At 37.4% G+C, this 17,885-nt stretch carries 19 protein-coding genes; 3 read left to right on the top strand and 16 right to left on the bottom strand.

Annotated elements, in window-relative coordinates:
- The first annotated feature begins 30 nt into the window (after nucleotides 1–30).
- Entirely contained in the window at nucleotides 31–525 is a 495-nt protein-coding gene (locus CES88_RS07390) for a hypothetical protein (protein WP_290732975.1), read from the top strand.
- Here CES88_RS07390 and CES88_RS07385 read toward each other — a convergent pair.
- From CES88_RS07385 to CES88_RS07325, 13 genes are all read right to left on the bottom strand, one after another.
- Nucleotides 487–1,362, bottom strand: a complete 876-nt coding sequence (locus CES88_RS07385) for an RluA family pseudouridine synthase (protein WP_290732973.1) — start codon at nucleotides 1,360–1,362, stop codon at nucleotides 487–489. The two genes, CES88_RS07390 and CES88_RS07385, sit on opposite strands and share 39 nt — an antisense overlap.
- Nucleotides 1,352–2,212, bottom strand: coding sequence for a flagellar motor protein MotB (locus CES88_RS07380; RefSeq protein ID WP_290732971.1), 861 nt, complete (start codon nucleotides 2,210–2,212; stop codon nucleotides 1,352–1,354). Before CES88_RS07380 ends, CES88_RS07385 begins: the two co-directional genes overlap by 11 nt.
- Before the next feature lie 33 nt (nucleotides 2,213–2,245).
- Nucleotides 2,246–3,022 (bottom strand): MotA/TolQ/ExbB proton channel family protein, encoded by a 777-nt coding sequence (locus tag CES88_RS07375; RefSeq protein WP_290732969.1) that lies wholly within the window; start codon nucleotides 3,020–3,022, stop codon nucleotides 2,246–2,248.
- Between the two features lie 183 nt (nucleotides 3,023–3,205).
- Nucleotides 3,206–4,663, bottom strand: a complete 1,458-nt coding sequence (locus tag CES88_RS07370) for a hypothetical protein (protein WP_290732967.1) — start codon at nucleotides 4,661–4,663, stop codon at nucleotides 3,206–3,208.
- Nucleotides 4,660–5,358 carry a hypothetical protein gene (locus tag CES88_RS07365; RefSeq protein ID WP_290732965.1) on the bottom strand — a complete coding sequence of 233 codons (699 nt, stop codon included), beginning with the start codon at nucleotides 5,356–5,358 and terminating at the stop codon, nucleotides 4,660–4,662. Before CES88_RS07365 ends, CES88_RS07370 begins: the two co-directional genes overlap by 4 nt.
- 63 nt (nucleotides 5,359–5,421) lie before the next feature.
- Nucleotides 5,422–5,751: a hypothetical protein gene (locus CES88_RS07360; protein WP_290732963.1), complete on the bottom strand. Its 330-nt coding sequence runs from the start codon at nucleotides 5,749–5,751 to the stop codon at nucleotides 5,422–5,424.
- Nucleotides 5,752–6,083: 332 nt separating this feature from the next.
- Nucleotides 6,084–6,302, bottom strand: coding sequence for a hypothetical protein (locus CES88_RS07355; protein ID WP_290732961.1), 219 nt, complete (start codon nucleotides 6,300–6,302; stop codon nucleotides 6,084–6,086).
- Nucleotides 6,303–6,564: 262 nt separating this feature from the next.
- Entirely contained in the window at nucleotides 6,565–7,728 is a 1,164-nt protein-coding gene (locus CES88_RS07350; RefSeq protein ID WP_290732959.1) for a chorismate-binding protein, read from the bottom strand.
- A 2-nt stretch (nucleotides 7,729–7,730) separates the two neighbouring features.
- Complete coding sequence (gene dnaB / locus CES88_RS07345) at nucleotides 7,731–9,074, bottom strand: replicative DNA helicase (protein WP_290732957.1); 1,344 nt, start codon at nucleotides 9,072–9,074, stop codon at nucleotides 7,731–7,733.
- Nucleotides 9,075–9,174: 100 nt separating this feature from the next.
- The gene (gene rplI / locus CES88_RS07340) at nucleotides 9,175–9,795 is read right to left on the bottom strand and encodes a 50S ribosomal protein L9 (RefSeq protein WP_290732955.1); all 621 of its coding nucleotides are present in this window, start codon (nucleotides 9,793–9,795) and stop codon (nucleotides 9,175–9,177) included.
- Between the two features lies 1 nt (nucleotide 9,796).
- A complete protein-coding gene (locus CES88_RS07335; RefSeq protein WP_290732953.1) occupies nucleotides 9,797–10,855 on the bottom strand; it encodes a DUF2232 domain-containing protein in 1,059 nt (352 codons plus the stop codon).
- A gap of 20 nt (nucleotides 10,856–10,875) precedes the next feature.
- Entirely contained in the window at nucleotides 10,876–11,499 is a 624-nt protein-coding gene (rpsR, locus tag CES88_RS07330) for a 30S ribosomal protein S18 (RefSeq protein ID WP_290732951.1), read from the bottom strand.
- A 151-nt stretch (nucleotides 11,500–11,650) separates the two neighbouring features.
- Nucleotides 11,651–12,268, bottom strand: a complete 618-nt coding sequence (locus tag CES88_RS07325; RefSeq protein ID WP_290732949.1) for an LON peptidase substrate-binding domain-containing protein — start codon at nucleotides 12,266–12,268, stop codon at nucleotides 11,651–11,653.
- Nucleotides 12,269–12,395: 127 nt separating this feature from the next.
- Between CES88_RS07325 and CES88_RS07320 the strand changes: the two genes are divergently transcribed.
- A complete protein-coding gene (locus tag CES88_RS07320) occupies nucleotides 12,396–13,061 on the top strand; it encodes a winged helix-turn-helix domain-containing protein (protein ID WP_290732946.1) in 666 nt (221 codons plus the stop codon).
- On the opposite strand, the gene CES88_RS07315 is transcribed toward CES88_RS07320, so the two are convergent.
- The 3 genes from CES88_RS07315 to CES88_RS07305 form a co-directional block, all read right to left on the bottom strand.
- Nucleotides 13,058–14,638, bottom strand: coding sequence for an Rne/Rng family ribonuclease (locus tag CES88_RS07315; protein WP_290732944.1), 1,581 nt, complete (start codon nucleotides 14,636–14,638; stop codon nucleotides 13,058–13,060). The genes CES88_RS07320 and CES88_RS07315 overlap by 4 nt on opposite strands.
- Nucleotides 14,639–14,662: 24 nt before the next feature.
- Nucleotides 14,663–15,883, bottom strand: coding sequence for a NupC/NupG family nucleoside CNT transporter (locus tag CES88_RS07310; RefSeq protein WP_290732942.1), 1,221 nt, complete (start codon nucleotides 15,881–15,883; stop codon nucleotides 14,663–14,665).
- 93 nt (nucleotides 15,884–15,976) lie between these two features.
- Nucleotides 15,977–16,405 carry a hypothetical protein gene (locus tag CES88_RS07305; protein WP_290732940.1) on the bottom strand — a complete coding sequence of 143 codons (429 nt, stop codon included), beginning with the start codon at nucleotides 16,403–16,405 and terminating at the stop codon, nucleotides 15,977–15,979.
- 119 nt (nucleotides 16,406–16,524) lie between these two features.
- Between CES88_RS07305 and CES88_RS07300 the strand changes: the two genes are divergently transcribed.
- The gene (locus tag CES88_RS07300; RefSeq protein ID WP_290732938.1) at nucleotides 16,525–17,874 is read left to right on the top strand and encodes a thymidine phosphorylase; all 1,350 of its coding nucleotides are present in this window, start codon (nucleotides 16,525–16,527) and stop codon (nucleotides 17,872–17,874) included.
- Nucleotides 17,875–17,885 lie beyond the last annotated feature (11 nt).

Below are 17,885 nucleotides of genomic sequence, written 5' to 3'. Positions count from 1 at the left end.
TTTTATTAAAAAAGAGTGCATAATAGGTCTATGGCATCGAAATTACTTACAAAGTACCCTATTCTTGCAGTTGGTATCCTACTAATGACCCTCTTTCTCTTTCAACTTAGAGACAAGGGAATCTTTCAATCGCGAAGAGAGAGTATGACAGCAAGTTCCTGTAAAGCGGTAGGAGTGATGCTCAATAAGAGAATTCCTTCCAATTGGGATTCAACTTGCGAGGGAAATAATCTAGCAATTTCTATCAATTTCGCCATCGAAGAAAAAAGTTTCAAAGACGTTGAGAACTTGCGGGCCATTATGTACCGAGACCTTGCTAATGATTTGATCTTAATTGCTAAGAACTCTCCAAGTGATAGTTTAGAGAGAACTGATATTGTACGAGTGAGAATGAATCATTCTAAACTTGAAATAAATGCTGTTACTGAGGGACGCTTTATTGTGAAACTCTCAACTATAAAATCAGCTGAGCTAATAAAAGAACATTTAAAAGCAACTGTTCAAGTCAAAGAGCTTAAGAAATAATTCATCTTTTAATGAAGTAACCTCAAAAGAAATATCTTCAATTCTTATTTCATACTTATAGGCATGTAGGTAAACTCTCTCACTTGAGGTCCCTTCATATAATGTATCTCCAAGGATAGGAAAGCCTATAGTGCTAAGTTGACAGCGAATCTGATGCCTCACTCCTTGCCCTAATTCAATTTCCAAAAGGGAGAGGTCACTCTTTTCATCATATTTTAAAAGGGAAACCTCTATTGCGACCTCTCTCTCTCCAGAGTCACATGAGCGCATTCTTGCCCCCTTCTCACCATAGCTCTCTAGATAGTGAGAATGCTTTCCTTCTAATTGAAACTCTCCCGAAACAATAGCCAGATAACTCTTCTTCTTAGCACTCTCCAAAAAAGTACCACGTACCTTTTGGTATATTTCCTTACTTTTTGCAAAGATCAGAACTCCACTAGTTTCATGATCTAAGCGGTAGAGAAGTCCAGATTCAGCCTGTTCTGACTTATCTAAAAATACACTCCAAGAGTTTCTCGATCGAAGAAAATTTACAATAGTACTATTCTCCCCGTAGCTCAGCGGGTGCCCATGAATGCCTTTTGGTTTATTAATAGCGATAAAATTCTCGTCCTCTTTTAAAATCTCTAACTCTTCTCCCTTATAGACAGGGTTTACAAAACCTAAGTTGAGAATCTCTAAAGGAATAAAGACTTCCTCTCTCTCTCTTAAGGAAGATTGTAATTTCTTTTTGGAAATATATTTCTTTATAAGAGATTTAGAAAAAGAGAGCTCCTTTGTTAGGAGCTCTTCAAATGAATTAAATGAAGTTAATGTGCAGAAATTTTTATCTTGCATCTACTTTATGACCTTCAGTGTTTAGATCTACTTTTCTCAAAATAAAATCAACTCGTCTAGATGCTCTTTCAATTTCTTCCTGCTTACGACCAGGAATATTTTCAGGCCTTATATCACCATAGAAAACAGTTGTTATTTGTTCAGGTTTTACCCCTCGTCTAATAAGTGATCTTGTCACAGCACTTGCTCTCGCGGCAGAGAGTTCATAAGCATCTTTTGTTTTATCTTTTGAGACTTCTCCTCGACTCGAATACCCTTGAACAAACACAGACCAATCTTTATTAGTTAAAAGTGTTACAAGTCTAGAGTAGACATCAATTGAAACTTTCGAGTTATCTATTTCAAGAGTTCCATACTTAAAGAAAATTTTATCTTTAACTTTTACTTTTATTCCTTCAGGCATTTCATAAATGTTTACAGAATCTGAAAGATTGAATTCATAGAGATCATTCTTCATCGTCTTTAATTCTTCATCAGACTCTCTATTGATTTCATGCTTATCTAGAATCCCTTCCATAGTCAAAAAATCGATTGGGAATGGTCTTACCGGCTCCTGGGAGTCAATCATCGTCGGTGAATCATCTGGCGACTTCCCTCTTTGAATTACTTCACCGTGCTTTAAAACGTTTCCACCAAAAGCATCTCGAATTGAACCAAGAGCTGCTTCATACTTTGCAGTCTCAGTTTTAGCAAATGAAAGTAGAAGAACAAAGAATGTTAAAAGAAGTGTAACGAGGTCAGAGAATGTGGCCATCCAACCAGGAAGCCCTGGAGCACATTCAGGGCATTTCGTTTCTTCAACTTGAGGAGAATCATCTCCTCCTGCCATATTTTCAGCTTCTTCAGCCATATTAAACCTCGTCTTCCATAACGATTATAAACTTTATTCAGCAGCAGCCGCTTCCTCATTTCCACCATCTCTTTGAGCCGGAGGAAGAAAGGCATTTAACTTTTCTTTAATTAATCGTGGATTTTCTCCTGCAACAATTCCAAGAGTTCCCGCAATAATTATATTCATTTTAGTTGTTTCAAGTCCCGACCTAAAAGAAATTTTATTCTTAAGAGGATTACAAAAAACGTTTGCAATAATTGCACCGTAGAATGTTGTAAGAAGTGCAACGGCCATTGCAGGACCAATTGCCGAAGGATCAGAAAGGTTCTGAAGCATCTGTACGAGACCAATCAGTGTCCCAATCATTCCCATCGCCGGACCATCATCGGCCATTCCAGAGAATACATCAGCGCCAACTTTATGTCTCTCCACCATCGCATCAATTTCTAATTGAAGAATTGAAGCGATAACTTCAGGAGGTCTATTATCTGCAGCAAGAGTCATTGCTTTCTTTAAGAATGGATCATCAATTGGAACTTTCTCTAGAGCGAAAACAGATTCTCTTCTTGCTGTCTCTGCAAGATTTCCGATTTCTTCGATTGTGTCCTTTGGATCACTTGGAGAAAAGAAGAAACCTTTCATTGCAAATGGAACAATATTTTTTAAAACTTCCATTGGCCATTTAAAGAAGGTTACCCCAATCATACCAAGACCAACAACTAGTGTTGAAGGAACATCAATAAAGATACCTAAATCCCCACCTACGAGAATCGAACCTAGGATTGCAGCGGTTGCTACAACCAAACCAATAATGGATGCTATATCCATAATCAACTTCCTTGTGATTGCTTTTATAGTCTAACTATCGGAAATTTTAGAAGCTCCTTTAAATTTAATTAATGAAACTTATTGAAAGTCCAAATAGTTCGATACTTCTATTATAAGTAAGTTTCTATGTATTTTCGCTATGATAGCTTTTACCTAGTGATGACCGAGCAAGCCAGTCGGAGACTAGAGAGAATTAAGGTAGTTTGAGAACTCTTTCTTCTCTTCTTTAGAGAGTTCTCCCCCAAGTGGCATTCTAATGCTTGAATCTTTTGAGTTAATTCTTTTTAGGATTTCATCTTTATGAGATTTAATTTTTTCCTTATCAAAGAAAGGAATACTTCCTTGATGGCAAATCATACATTTTACTTTCACCATTTTCTTAAACTTATTTTCAACCTTCACTACTTTCGGCTTTTTAATTTCAGACTTCTTTAAAGCCTCACACATCAGAGCAATATCTCTATCTTTTGATTGCTCCGCAATTTGCTTACACAATTCGCCAGAAATATTTAGAACCATGACCTTATTCGCTCCATTCGCACCTTCCCAATCAGTACAAACATCTTGCCAAATTTTTGCAAGCTTACTAATGGAATCATCAAAGCTAGCACCTTCAAAACATTCCCTAGCCTTATCTATTGACTTTGGAATAACTTTTGGAAAAGAGCTATAGACGAAGCTTAAATCACTTCCTCTTTGGTCTAAGTAAACAATTCGATTATCTTCTAGGAAAACAGGATAATAAGAATTCCCCTTATTATTTTGAGTCACAGGGATAACTGATTTTGTATTTCTATCGTAGACAAATATATTTCTTACTTCAGCCCTATCGTTAAAGTTTGGAGGCATTTGTAATTCTCTAGAATTCTGACTAGCGGCCCATTTGCTTACAGTCTCCGTCACATGAAAGACGACCTTACTATTGTCTCTACTGAAGTCCGCTTTTCCAGATGGGAAATCCAATCTTTCAACTTCTTGAACACTCTTCCCTCCGTTATCTATTCTATAAATTACAGTTTGATTCTCGTTCACATCTAAACTTGTAAACTCCTGCCCATCTTTAGAAATCATTGGAAGACGTAGTTGAGGTAAATTTTGCAGATGATCTTCTGAAGTATGTGAATAGAACTTCTTTCCGTTTAGTGAATAATCTCTTAGAGCGACACTTCCTACTCTCTCGTCATAGCTTAGTACTCTATAATTATTCCCACCAAGCGTTCCTACACTTTGATACGTTCTTGATGTTTCCATCTCAGTTGTAACTAACGACTCATCAGGATTACCACGAAAGCTTCTCTTAATATCCCAATCTTTCATAGGAATGAGATTCAATGTCCAATCCTTCTTCCCTGGAATTCTCCAGTTTATAGAGGTCATGACTTTGCCATCAACACTTGGAACAGGGTCAGCACTTCCAGGAATTAATAATTCCTCTCCTGTCTCAGTATCTAGTCTCCAATTCTTATGATTACCAATATAGTAGATATATCTTCCATCGGGAGACGTTTTAAAGAAATAATTTGGCTTATGCTTAGGTGTTACTCTCTTTAAAACTCTGTTCTCGTCTAAATGACAAAGTCGCTTATCTATTTTTGCATTTAAAGAAAAAGAAATAAGAAAAAATAGGAGAGAAAATTTCAAAGAGTTACCCCTAGGTGCTTCTTTATTAAATCTTGTAAAGACTTCTTTCCATTAAATCCCGGAACTCGCTTTATCAATTCACCATCTTTATAAAAAATAGTACTCGGATAGTGAATCGTTGCTCCAAAGGCTTCAAGCTTTCGAGAGTTCATTCGCTTCAGATAATCTAGTGGCAAATCAAACTTCTGAATTGATTTATTCGCAAGATCAATATCTGCATTTAAGTCTAAAAGAATGGTCACAGAAATCTTTAAAGATGATAGATACTTCTTCATTTCAACTAACTCATACACAGAAAGTGACATATGTGGTGACCACAAATAGATCACTCCCATCTTCTCCTTCTTCAACAGCTGATCAAGATCTCGGTCCAAGAATCCTCCATGTGAGGAAGATATTTTTAATACTTTCATTTTACAGTCTGGCGCTGAAAATTCTAATTTAAGATTCACTCCATTTTGAATGGAAGTAATAAGAGACTTATCTGCCCCAGCGTCAACTTGTACCTTTCCCCCACTCTCAAAGTCTGTCGACACACTTCCGTCTAAACTCTTCCTCCATTCTTTAGGTTCGCCAAGAGACGATATGGCCTTAAAAACAGCATCAGAACATTTTAATTTTTTTAAAAGTGGAGCCTTTTGGGCATATGACAGTGGAGTCGAGAGAATGAGAATTACTATTGCGAAAATCTTCATTCACTTATTATAGGCTAAATAAGCACTTCGCTCTAGATAGGTTAAAACCTACCTAGATACTATTTAGATGCTACAAGTTGCTGTTTCAAAGTTCAGATCAAATGCACTCGCTGTCTGAGATAACTCAATAGAATCGTCTATTGCAGCAAGCTTTAGTAGAGTACCTTTATCAGTCTTTAAGAAAATTCCTTTCCTAGACTTCGACACAACTTCAAGAAGTTGGTTTCGGCTTTTACCATTTTCCTCAATAGTCACTCTAGCGGCATCACCATTGATGAACTCAAGCTTAATCTTGCTTCCATTTGCATGGACATTTTGACATTCAACTACACTTTTCCTTGCTTGAGCACTGAAAGAGGCCAGAACTAAAAACATCCAAATTAACTTTTTCATAATTTCTCCGAAAAAAGTCTTCTTTATAAGGGGCGGTTTAAACCACTACTCCAGCCCATTATAAACCCTATGGGAATTTTTTATAGGTTAAAAAAGCTTAATTTTTGGTAAACGACATAAGGTACCGTAAGGTACCACGTACCTTACGTTATGAGTGCTGAGTCAATAAAGAGGCTTCGACACACAACTCATAACATTAGGTACGTGGTACTTTTTGGGAAGTACTTTTTGGGAATAAAAAAACCCGGCCGAAGCCGGGTCATTAAAAAAGATGTCTACCCTTAAATTGAAAACAACTCCTATGTTTCCCCGCCCAAGGCTTAAGAGTGTCATCAACCTCTTACGTGTTCAATTGTCGATTCCAAATAAATGGCCATCGACTTTCTAAGCTGGGACATTGAAATAGGCTCTTCATCTAACAAAAGTTCCTTTTTGATGAAATCAATTGGAAACCCTGTCATTTCAGAAAGCGCTGAAAACGAAACCGTTTCTTCCGTACTGGTCGATTGTGAATTCAATTCTGCCGTACTGGCCAAATCTTGTTGTGTCATTCCTACACTCCTTTGTACCCTACTTCAGCTAGTCTCCAATATTTAAGATTATCTTATTCTTAATATTAGAAAGACCTGTCCTTGCCGAAGGCCCATGTTTTTTTATGGTGCATAAAAATAATACTTATCTCGTTTTAACCATGTCAAATAAATGAGTGTTCTTACAGCGAATTGTAAGACTTTATTAGATTCTTCAATTAACTATAAATTGTTGAATTTATAAGATTATTAGAAAAATACTCAGGTAAGAATAGAGCGTCATTTAAAGATTTCTTACAAAGCTATCTTTCTTAAGATACATCTCCAGAAACTCTTCATCCACTTTACTAAGTAGTGTAATCCCTCCACCCGCGTGGTAGTGCATCATTCTGGACTTCAGTTCAATTTCCGCTGAGCGAATATTTATAGAGGATGCGAATATCTCCTCATCAATTAGAATTGTGCTTCCACAGTAAAAACCACGGGGAGATGATTCAATATTTTTTAATATTTTCATTACATTAATTTTTGGGGCTCCAGTAATACTTCCCCCAGGAAACATTGCTTTTAAGATATTCAATAGAGATGTCTGCTCTCTAAGGTCGGCCTCAACAACGGAGTATTGATGAATAATTCTTGGAACAACTAATGGAGCACACTTCTTGGCGACTCTCGCTACCTGTAGATCAATTCTAGTCAAATCATTACGAAGCATATCTGTAATCATATTTAACTCGCCCTGATCTTTCTTGGAAGACTTAAGCTTACGCCACGCCTCCCGCCAGTTCTTCCCTCTAGGTAGTGTCCCCTTAATTGGCATTGTCCATACTTTTGGACGAGCAGAACTCAAGTCTCCCTGAAAGAGACACTCTGGAGAATTACTCAAGTAGAGCCTGTCTAAAGTAGGAAGATATGTAGCATGTGCATAGAGAGATCGATTCTCTTCAAGCTCCCATAGCTTGGAGCAAATCTCCTCAGCACTAAAGTCCTGCTTCCATCGATAGCTAAAAGGGAAAGTTAAATTGAATTGATAACAATCTCCACGTAGGAGATGCTCATATCCCTTCTTAAATGCATCTTCGTAGGCCTTCTTAGAAACAGCACTAACTGGTAAAGGCTCAAGGGATGGTATACCTTCTAAAGGCTTCCACTGCTCTCTCACGCTATACTCTACTTCAATAGCAAGAGGAACAGAGGTAGAAGGAGTTGAAGTCTCATTAAGAATTTCACCTAACTCATAGAAGAGATGAGAAATATATTTTCGTTGAATTCGAATACTGTCTAAATTCGATTTACTTTGTTCTAAATGTTCTAAGAAATCATAAATAGAAATATCACTCTTCACTCCTGTTAAGAGATCAATTGAATGATTTAAGAAAAATAATCTCGCATAATTTGGCCTAGAGTACTTTACGAAGTGATCTCCAAGCCAGAAGACTGACCACATAATTAATTCTGGTTATCTATATTGAAGGCAGGATTTTCAAAGCTTGTGTATTGACCAATCCAAGATAGCTTAGCCGTCCCAGTTTCCCCGGCCCTATTCTTACCAACAATAATTTCAGCAATCCCAGGCTCTTTCGTATCAGGGTTATAATACTCGTCTCTATAAACGAACATGATGATATCCGCATCCTGCTCAATCGCTCCAGATTCACGAAGGTCACTAGTCATTGGTCTCTTATTAGGTCTTGATTCAACACCACGGTTCAGCTGAGAGAGAGCAATAACAGGACAACCAAGTTCCTTTGCCATTGCTTTTAATCCCCTCGACATCTCAGAGATCTGTTGCTCTCTTGACGGGTTCTTAGTGTGAGAGTTCATAAGTTGAAGGTAGTCAATAATGATTAGACCAATCCCTTGCTCAGTTTTAATTTTTCTGCACTGAGATTGAATATCTAAAATTGTAGAATCACCGGAGTCATTAATAAAGATTGGGAACTGTGAAAGTTCTTGTACTGCTTTTCCAATGCTACGAAGATCTGTATCTAAGAAATTCTTCTGTCTGATTCTCTTTGAATCAACTTTCGCTTTTTGAGAAAGAAGTCTCATGGAAAGTTCGTTTGATAACATCTCCAGAGAGAAAACAGCAACTGGAAGCCCTGAAGTCGCACAAGCATTTTGCGCAATATTAAGAGCAAGAGCAGTCTTTCCCATGGCAGGACGAGCGGCAAGAACAATTAATTGCCCTGGCTGCATCCCAAGGAGCATCTCGTCTAATTTTGGATAACCTGTTGGCAATCCATTTATTTCACCAGGAACTCTCGAAGTATCTTCAAGCTCTTTTAAGTTAAGTTTTAGACATGAATTAAGTTTTTGCATCTTTCCAGATTTGGCTTCATTTGTAAGTTTGAAGAAACTCGACTCTACTTCTTGAATAAAGTCTTCTGACTTACCACCAAAGTCATACCCCATTGAGGCCACACGCTCGGCAGTTCTGATAACTTCTCTCATACCAGACTTATCTTTAACAACTTTTGCGTAGTGATATATATTTGCAGCAGAAGCCTGATCTTCAACAATCTCCATAACAGAAGATTGTCCTCCGACAACTTCAAGCTTTCCTAATTCTGTTAATTTTGAACATACTGTGACGAAGTCAATTGGTTGATTTCCACTATTTAAATCAGCAATTGCTTCATAAATAACCCCGTATTGTGGGTGATAGAAATCTTCACCCTTTAATTTTAAGTCACTCATTTCATCAAAGGAATTTCCATCAATAATTAAACATCCAAGAAGAGATTTCTCGGCTAGTAGATCGTGGGGCAATTGTTTAATATTTTTTTCCATTGGAAATCTCCAGAAATTAGACTTTTAATTTAATATAGGCCCAAGGGATTAACCTTGGGCCTTAGATGTAACATACGCTACAAAAAATCTGGACTAAATCTTAAGATCTTAAGATTCTGTTGGCTTCTTCTTTAAGTTTTTCTTCTTCAGTAAGTTCTTTTACTTCGTCAGTAACTTCTTCTTCGCCATTTTCTTTTGCAAGAGCTGCTGCTTCAAGAGCTGCTGCTTTTTTCTTATCAGCATCTTCTTGCTTCTTCTTCATTTCTTCAGCTTGAGCAGGATCAAGAGTAACATTTACTTTGAAGTTTGCTTCAACACCGTCAAATAATTTAGCAATAACATCAAAAGTTCCAAGAGCTTTGATTGGGTTAGGAACTACAATCATTCTCTTTTCAATTTCGATACCTTGAGCTTCTAATTCTTTAGCAATTTCTAAGTTAGAAACTGTACCAAAAAGTTTTCCAGAACCAGCTACTCTTCTTACGAATTCAAGAGTTGTTCCTTCTACTTTCTTAGCTCCAGCTACTGCTGTTGCTTTTTGTCCTTCCATCTTTGTTGCAAGAACTTTTTGTTGGTGGTTAAGATGTTTTGTATTTGTTTCATCAGCAAGTACAGCAACTCTATTTGGAATTAAATAGTTTCTTGCATAACCTTGAGAAACATTTACGATCTCACCAACATTTCCAAGAGTTTTTACTCTTTCTGTTAAGATCACCTTCATATTATATCTCCTTCATTTTATTCTTTTTTTTTAAGAACTTTCTAAAATCAATCCAAATGTTCGCCACTCCCAATATTGCTACCGCTTGATAGCCCATAAATATTGAAAGAATAACGATAACACTTCTAAAAAATCCAAAAACGCCATAAGCATCTAGTGCGTCTGAGATAATTCCAAAACCTTGAAAGAAATAGAAAATACCTAAAGAGTAGACCATATTCAGACCAATTGTTTCCATTAATTCATTCTCAAGCACATAAGTTCCAAGAGGAATTAGTGCCATCGCAACGATTAAAACGTAAACAAATTGCTCTGGAACTTTAAAGCGAACAAGGTCTTTCATCTTATAAGGATAATCGTGAAATTGACGCCAAATGAGAGAGTTTCTCATAAGCATAAATTGCGAAATCCAAAGGATGAAAAATGTTCCAACAAACGCTACTGCGAAAGTCATCTTTAAAACTAAGAGAGCTACTTCTTTTGGTTTTTCAATAATATATTTCATGGCCTCGGCTTGCTCTCCGCCTTCAGCTAAAAAATTATCAAAACCTTTACTTGTCTTTAAATTATCCCCTACGAGAATAACTCCCTCTGTGAAAATATCCATTGGAGATTTTCCAGAAACAAGGACAAGCGTACCGAAAATCAATGCAATAATTGCAAACATTGAAAAACCATTTTTAAGAAATCCAGAAACAGGGTTTTCCTTTTTCCAAACTACTCGCGCCGTTACAAATGCCACAATGGAAGAAACCAGAAAGTATGAACTCATCATACGAACACTAGCAAGACCAGCAGAGGCAAAAGACACTCCAATGATAATAGCTATTGTCGCCACAATAAGTGACCAAGTCTTTCCTTTTCCGTAAAGCAAGAATGCAATACTCATTGGAACAGGTGCAAAAACAAATAATGGTCCCGCAACAGACAATAGTAATGAGATGACAGCTAGAAATACGAGCTTCCCATTAGTCAATTGACCAAAAATCTTCTCACGAGCTTCTGAATCAGAACCCTTTGAAGTTTTTAAGTAATTGTTATCGTCGTTTTGGTTAGTCATTTTACAATCAGTACCTTGAATTACTCAGCTAAAGTATTTGTAATATGACTTACAACACCCATGTTTCTCGCTCTCTTAATTGCAGTATCTGCAAGTCTGTGAGCTTTACGGCTAATACCTGAAACACGACCTGGATTAATCTTTCCAAATTCGTTAATTAGCCAACCATAAGTTTTTGGGTCTTTCCAATCTGGAGTGATGTTGTTTGAAGCAAACCAACAAGACTTTCTTCTAGAGAATCTCTTCTTGTCTTTTTCAAGATCACTGTCAGAATCGTTTTCATCAAGAATACTTCCGTTATACTTCTTAGAAAATGGAGACTTGAATTTCTTCGCGAACTCAACACCTTCTTCAGCAGTATCACCGATTTTAACGATCATCTTTTTAATGATAGTCTCGTTAATTCTTAGACGTCTTTCGATTTCAAGGTTTGTTGCACCATTACCAGAGTATACAAAGTATAGGTAATGACCAGTTCTAACACCCTTAGATGTAGCCTGTGCAAAATGCTTGTTACCCCAGTCATCAGAGATTAATACTTCACCAGCATTTGCTCCAACAACATCAGTAACCATAGTTTGAAGAGCTGCTCTTTGCTCCTCAGTAGTTTCCGTCTTAGCCACTACGGCCAATTCATAAATCATAAAAACCTCCCGGACAATTTATGGCCCCACCTAGTTAATGATGGAGCGAGATTTACGCAAAAATGTTTCGAAAAGATAACAAAAAAGGGGGGAAAGGTAAATGGCCGAAGCTCTTTCTTTATAGCCCATAACTATCTGTTATTAGGTATTTCTAGCAATTAAAAATAAGATACTGAATCTTGTCATTAATATCGCTCATTTCTAGAATTTCCTGTTTGATTTCAGGTGATTCAATCAGTAATTCAACGTAGAGTCCAACAATCCTACAGGGCTGCGTCAAACAAGGGTTCAAAATATCTTTTTGACACTCAAGCTTCACTGTCTTTGAGACCCATTTCTCCAACTGAGTTTTAAGTCTTCTAAGTAGCAGTATATTCTCTGGCTTCAATTCATTTTGATCTAAGAGCTCTTCATATTCACAAATAATATAAGGCGCACTTGAATCGATAACTTTTGTGACCTTGCCTTTAATTTTACCGGGTAGCATTATCACCATTGATCCATCAGCACACTCTTGCACGACTTCTGGTACTCCCATACAAAGTGTTTTATGAATATGAGGTAGCGCCTCGTGAAGAATACTAACGCAACTAGACTCAACAGCTTTATCCCCTTCTAAAAGTCCGTAAGCAAGTGCAATGGGAATATTTTTGGCACAAGCATCCTTCACCATCTGCAAATATCTTGGCTCAAAGATATTCAAAGGCTTACGCGTACCTGGCTGCAAAGAAATCTTTGGAAGTGGAAATATAAATACAATTTTGGACATTTTTGGATAATAGTAGTCTCTGCTAAAGTAAGCAAGCTCTTCTAGAAAGGGCCTAGACAAAAACCTCAATTAATAGTCAAGAGAACTTAAGTTTTCACAAAATGTGATCCCCTTTATCATTTCGACTATGAGTAATAACTTTCAAATATATTTACTTGGATTAAACTTTAATCAGACTCATCCCTTAATTAATGGACTTGAGGATGACTTCACTATTATTAGAACAGATAGCATTGAAGAAGATCTCATTGCAGAAGAAGCTCCTCTTCTTATCATTTTTGACTACAAGCTAAAATTAAGTTTGCATAACTTATTGAACAAAGCTCTTGAAGAGTCAATTCCAACAATAGCAATGATTCAATCTCTCAATGACCAAGAAGCAACAAAGTTAACTCTATTAGAAGAAGGCTTTGAAGATGTCCTCTCCTTAGAGATGAGTGATGAAGAAAAATTAGCGAGAGTAAAGAGAAGTGTTAAGCGCTATTTAAAAACAAGTAGAAAGGTCATTCAATACCGCGATCTAAGTCTCGACAAGAAATTTGAAACGGCCATCTACAAACAGAGAAGTCTCAATCTCTCAAGAATAGAATTTAATATACTCTACACATTATTTGATCATGCGAAAGTTTTAGTCTCAAGAGAGAAACTCATCCGATCGATTTGGAAATCGACGAAGTCCAATAATCTCAACACACATTTAGCCAATATAAGAATAAAATTAGAAGGAACCCCGATCAAGATTATCACTCAAAGGGGGCAAGGTATTAAAGCTGTTTTAGAGCCTGATAATTAATATTCTTGAGAGAAAATCTCATATTGTTCAATATGATAATTATTCTCTGAGCGAATCTGTAAAGACTTACCATAACCTTCTTCAAGATTTTCGATTAAGTCTAAATCATCTCCGCAAAGCCTAGCTGTAACTTCTGGATGAGCGTAAATATAAACCTTATTTCCAGAGGCCTTAGTTAAGACTTTAAGTAGCTCTCTAATCAATTCGTAACAAACCGTTAGAGTCGATTTAACTTTCCCAGTTCCTTCACAATACGGACAAGGCTCACAGAGGACACGTGTAAGAGTATCTCTCGTTCTCTTCCTCGTCATTTCGACAAGGCCAAGGCCAGAAATAGGAAGAACATTTGTTTTAGATCTATCTTTTTTCAGAGCTTCAATTAAGAGATTGTAAACCATATCTCTATGCTCTTCTCTTTCCATATCAATGAAATCAATAATGATGATCCCACCACAATTTCTTAAACGAAGTTGGTAAGCGATCTCTTTAACGGCTTCCATATTTGTTCTAAGAATTGTCTCTTCTAAATTCTTTCTACCTACAAATTTTCCCGTATTCACATCAATAGAAACCAGAGCTTCTGTTTGATCAATATTTAATGATCCACCAGAGCGAAGAAAAACTTTATTACTAATTCCTCTTTCGATTTCCATATCGACACCAAACTTTTCAAAAATCGGCGTTTGATCATCGTAGAGCGTAGTCTTTCCCTTCATTGATGGAAGATACTTCGTTGTAAATTTCTCTACTTCTTTTTGGTTTTCTTTCGAGTCAGTGATGATTTCTGCAACATCCTCATCTGTAATATCTCTAAGAAGTCTTTGAATGAAATTTAAATCTCTATAGCAAACAGTTGATGGCTTCGCCTTTTCTGCTTTCTTTTGAACATCTTTCCAAATCTTCACAAGCATATTGTAGTCAGATTTTAAAGTTCTATAACTCTGTCCCTCTGCTACAGTCCTAGCGATGACACCTTTTCCTTCCGGTCTAATAGTGTCTAGAATTTCACGAAGTCTCTCTCTCTCACCTTCATTTTCAATTCTTCTAGAAACTCCTGTGTGCTCAATAAATGGCATGAAGACAACGTGTCTTCCAGCAAGAGTAATTTGTCTTGTAATACGAGGGCCCTTAGTTGAGATTGGCTCCTTCGCTATTTGAACAAGTATCTCTTGTCCTTCTTTTAAAAAAGTTTCAATAGTTGCGTGCTCTGGGCGAAAACGCATATTTACAGACTCATTTAAAGTCGAAAATTCATCGGGAATAACTTCACCAATTCTCTCTTGCGACTCTATCATCTTGCGCGTTTTCTCTGCCATCTCTCTCTGTTCTTGAAGAGTTGGAATATAGGCATCATCTACATAGAGAAATGCGGCTTTTTCCCAGCCAATATCAACAAAGGCAGATTGCATTCCAGGAAGAACTCTTAAAACTCTTCCCTTAAAGATATCTCCTACCTGAGGAACTTTATCTTCACCCTCTCTCATTCTCTCCATGAGGAAGTCGAGAATTTCACCATTTTGAACTAGTGCCGCACGACACTCATTCAAGGTTTGATTAATAATTAATTGCTTACCCATATTATTTTATTCCTTAATTAATTCTTATAAAAACATTCCTGCGACAGCGGCAGTCATCAAACAAGCAAGTGTACCACCTACCATTGATTTAAATCCAAGCTGGGCAAGATCTTTTCTTCTATCTGGTGCGAGAACACCAATTCCACCAACTTGAATAGCGATTGAACTAAAGTTAGCAAAACCACAGAGAGCGTAAGTTGATATAGCAATAGATCTTGGAGAAATTGATCCATCCGCCATGGCCTTTGTCAGATCAAGGTATGCAACAAATTCGTTTAAGATCATTTTCTTCCCTAATAAGCTTCCAACAATTTGGCAATCGGCCCAAGGAACTCCAAGTAGCCAAGCGACTGGTGCAAATAAATATCCAGAGATTAACTCCATTGAAAGTTCAGGATAGTTAAACCACCCACCAACAAAAGAAAGTAGACCATTGAACATTGCAATGAGCGCGATAAACGCCAAGAGCATTGCTCCTACATTTAAAGCGAGCTTTAAACCTTCACTTGCTCCATTAGCGGCAGCGTCTACTAAATTCGTTGTCTCTCTTTCAACTTCTAGCTTGAGATCTCCAAGAGTCTTTGACTCTTCTGTTTCAGGCACTAATAACTTCGCACAAACTAAAGCCGCTGGAGCCGACATAACTGATGCGGCAAGAAGATGAGCGGCATCAATACCAAAGCCAACGTAGGCCGCTAGTACACCACCAGCAACAGTGGCCATACCACCAGTCATCAATGCCATTAACTCCGACTTCGTCATCAGAGAAATAAAAGGCTTGATCACAAGTGGAGCCTCAGTTTGCCCAGCAAAGACGTTAGCTGCAGCAGCAAGGGATTCACCACCAGATGTCCCCATAACCTTCACCATGACTTTTGCCATAAAACGAATTACCACTTGCATAAACCCTAAGTGATAGAGCACTGACATAAGTGCACTCATAAAGAGAATTGTAGGCAGAACTTGAACGAAGAAGATGAAACCAAATTTATCTATCCCAGTTAAACTTCCAAAAATAAATTTTGATCCCTCGTTTGTGTAAGCGAGAATTCCCGTAAAAAATGTTCGAGCAAATTCAAAGAATGCTTTTCCAAATGAAGTTTTTAAAATGATCAGACCAAGAAAGATCTGCAAGCCAATACCTGAGACGACGGTTCTCCAAGCGACTTTCTTTTTACTTGTACTCATTAAATAAGCTGCGAGAATCATGCACAATAGGCCGAAAAAAGAAATGAATCTTTCCATAGTAATCTACTCCATCATTAGTTCTGATAGACTTTAGCAAAGCGAAGAGCAAATGAAAACTCTTCGCAAAGCAGCAATGAAAGAAAAAATTAATTAAAACGAGAAGTTGTAATTAAATGAAGGAATACTCTTTGTTTGAGATAAGAATGTCTTTTCAATCTCTGACTTTTGCCAAGCTACTCTTCTCGCTGTTGAGAATTCTTCAGCTGATTCGATTGAGCCAGACTCTATTACGCCTTTACTCTTAGTAGCCTGCTGCCATGCAACGATTCCAACACCTGCAATGATACCAATAGCGCCACCCACAAGAATATTTTTCAGGTGATCCTTTGGCTCTTTAGTGAAAGATAGAGTTGAAAGACCTAAGACCGCACCGCCGAGCCCTATGGCCGCAACAGTTGTCAAATCCCCTACTGACTCTTGTAAAATACCTGCTTCACCTTCAGCAAATGCGCACGGCGAAAAACTAAGAGTTATTGCACTTAAAAGTATTAAAAGCCTATTACTAATTTTATTGAACATTAAAACCACCTTAAACGGGCATTTACAGTTAAAGGCCCGGCGAATATGATGTTGTTTCCTTTCTTTTTTAGAAAGTTATATATATTACGATGCTTTTTTTTTAATAATGAGTCAAGTACATGAAAAATCTCGAAACAAATTATAAATTTTCCGCCTACGACATTATCGCAAAAAAACGCGATGGTTACAAATTAAGCGATGCAGAAATCAAATGGTTTATTGCTGGAGTCACTGACAAGTCTGTTTCAGACTATCAAATGAGTGCTCTACTAATGGCCATTTATCTCAAAGGTTTTGATAAGTCTGAGACTGCTTCTCTAACTGACGCCATGCTATTTTCAGGATCTACGATAAACTTTGAAGGCGTCGACGTTATCGACAAGCATAGCACTGGTGGTGTTGGCGATAAGGCCTCTTTTATCCTAGCACCAATTGCTCATGCTGCTGGCGTGAAAGTTCCGATGATGGCCGGTCGTGGTCTCGGTCACACAGGTGGTACCATTGATAAGGTTGAGTCCATCAAAGGTTTTAAAACTTCTCTAACTCTCAAAGAGTTTAAAGAAGCTGTAGACAAGAATAGAATGGCACTTATTGGCCAAACAGGAGAAATTGCTCCTGCAGATAAGAAGATTTATGCCCTAAGAGATGTGACTGCAACAGTTGATAGTATCCCTCTAATTACTGCCTCTATAATGAGTAAGAAACTGGCCGAAGGTGCTAATGGTATCGTCATGGATATTAAGACTGGCTCTGGCGCATTTATGAAAACTCGCGCTAATGCTCGGGCCCTTGGAAAGAGTTTAAGAGATACAGCAACTCGCTTTGATAAGAAAATGCTTACAATGATTACTGATATGAACCAACCTCTTGGTGAAGCTGTCGGAAATAGTTTAGAGATTATTGAAAGTATCGAAGTCTTAAAAAACCGTGGTCCAAAAGATATTACAGATATCTCAGTAGAACTAGCGGGCGCTATGATCTACCTAGCAGAAATAACGAAGACCTATAAAGCTGGAGTTAAGAAGGCGAAAGAAGTTCTAAAGAACGGGAAGGCCTTAGAAAGTTTTAGAGACCTCATTCGACTTCAGGGCGGTGATGAACTAGTTGTTGATGATTATTCAAGACTTCCACTCGCAAAGAATACAAAAGAAATACTTTCCACAAATGCTGGCTATATTACTTCTATCGCTTGCCAAGAATTTGGAGAGCACGTTGTGACTTTAGGTGGTGGAAGAAAGAAGACGGAAGACCTCATAGATTTTGGCGTTGGTTTTATTGTCCATAAGTGTGTTGGTCAAAAAGTTAAGAAAGGCGAAAAACTAGTGACTGTTTACTTTAATGATAATCAAAGAAAACTAGTTGAAGAAATTGAAGAAGAAATTTTAAAACAAAATATAAAGATTAAGGCGACTAAGCCTAAGGTATTAAAACCGTTAATTTATGATATTGACGAAAACCCACTCTGTTAAAATTGGAAGAG

It is taken from the genome of Halobacteriovorax sp. JY17, from assembly GCF_002753895.1.
Taxonomy (GTDB): Bacteria; Bdellovibrionota; Bacteriovoracia; order Bacteriovoracales; family Bacteriovoracaceae; genus Halobacteriovorax.
The sequence above is the reverse complement of the archived record's forward strand: the minus strand, read 5'-3'. Positions and strand labels throughout refer to the sequence as shown.

Coding starts and splice junctions, on each gene's coding strand:
- CES88_RS07365 (WP_290732965.1), bottom strand. CDS start 5,358: ATGAAGATTTTCGCAATAGTAATTCTCATTCTCTCGACTCCACTGTCA.
- CES88_RS07350 (WP_290732959.1), bottom strand. CDS start 7,728: ATGTGGTCAGTCTTCTGGCTTGGAGATCACTTCGTAAAGTACTCTAGG.
- CES88_RS07380 (WP_290732971.1), bottom strand. CDS start 2,212: ATGGCTGAAGAAGCTGAAAATATGGCAGGAGGAGATGATTCTCCTCAA.
- CES88_RS07375 (WP_290732969.1), bottom strand. CDS start 3,022: ATGGATATAGCATCCATTATTGGTTTGGTTGTAGCAACCGCTGCAATC.
- CES88_RS07305 (WP_290732940.1), bottom strand. CDS start 16,405: ATGTTCAATAAAATTAGTAATAGGCTTTTAATACTTTTAAGTGCAATA.
- CES88_RS07325 (WP_290732949.1), bottom strand. CDS start 12,268: ATGTCCAAAATTGTATTTATATTTCCACTTCCAAAGATTTCTTTGCAG.
- CES88_RS07390 (WP_290732975.1), top strand. CDS start 31: ATGGCATCGAAATTACTTACAAAGTACCCTATTCTTGCAGTTGGTATC.
- CES88_RS07315 (WP_290732944.1), bottom strand. CDS start 14,638: ATGGGTAAGCAATTAATTATTAATCAAACCTTGAATGAGTGTCGTGCG.
- CES88_RS07360 (WP_290732963.1), bottom strand. CDS start 5,751: ATGAAAAAGTTAATTTGGATGTTTTTAGTTCTGGCCTCTTTCAGTGCT.
- CES88_RS07355 (WP_290732961.1), bottom strand. CDS start 6,302: ATGACACAACAAGATTTGGCCAGTACGGCAGAATTGAATTCACAATCG.
- CES88_RS07385 (WP_290732973.1), bottom strand. CDS start 1,362: ATGCAAGATAAAAATTTCTGCACATTAACTTCATTTAATTCATTTGAA.
- rpsR (WP_290732951.1), bottom strand. CDS start 11,499: ATGATTTATGAATTGGCCGTAGTGGCTAAGACGGAAACTACTGAGGAG.
- dnaB (WP_290732957.1), bottom strand. CDS start 9,074: ATGGAAAAAAATATTAAACAATTGCCCCACGATCTACTAGCCGAGAAA.
- CES88_RS07335 (WP_290732953.1), bottom strand. CDS start 10,855: ATGACTAACCAAAACGACGATAACAATTACTTAAAAACTTCAAAGGGT.
- CES88_RS07300 (WP_290732938.1), top strand. CDS start 16,525: ATGAAAAATCTCGAAACAAATTATAAATTTTCCGCCTACGACATTATC.
- rplI (WP_290732955.1), bottom strand. CDS start 9,795: ATGAAGGTGATCTTAACAGAAAGAGTAAAAACTCTTGGAAATGTTGGT.
- CES88_RS07320 (WP_290732946.1), top strand. CDS start 12,396: ATGAGTAATAACTTTCAAATATATTTACTTGGATTAAACTTTAATCAG.
- CES88_RS07310 (WP_290732942.1), bottom strand. CDS start 15,883: ATGGAAAGATTCATTTCTTTTTTCGGCCTATTGTGCATGATTCTCGCA.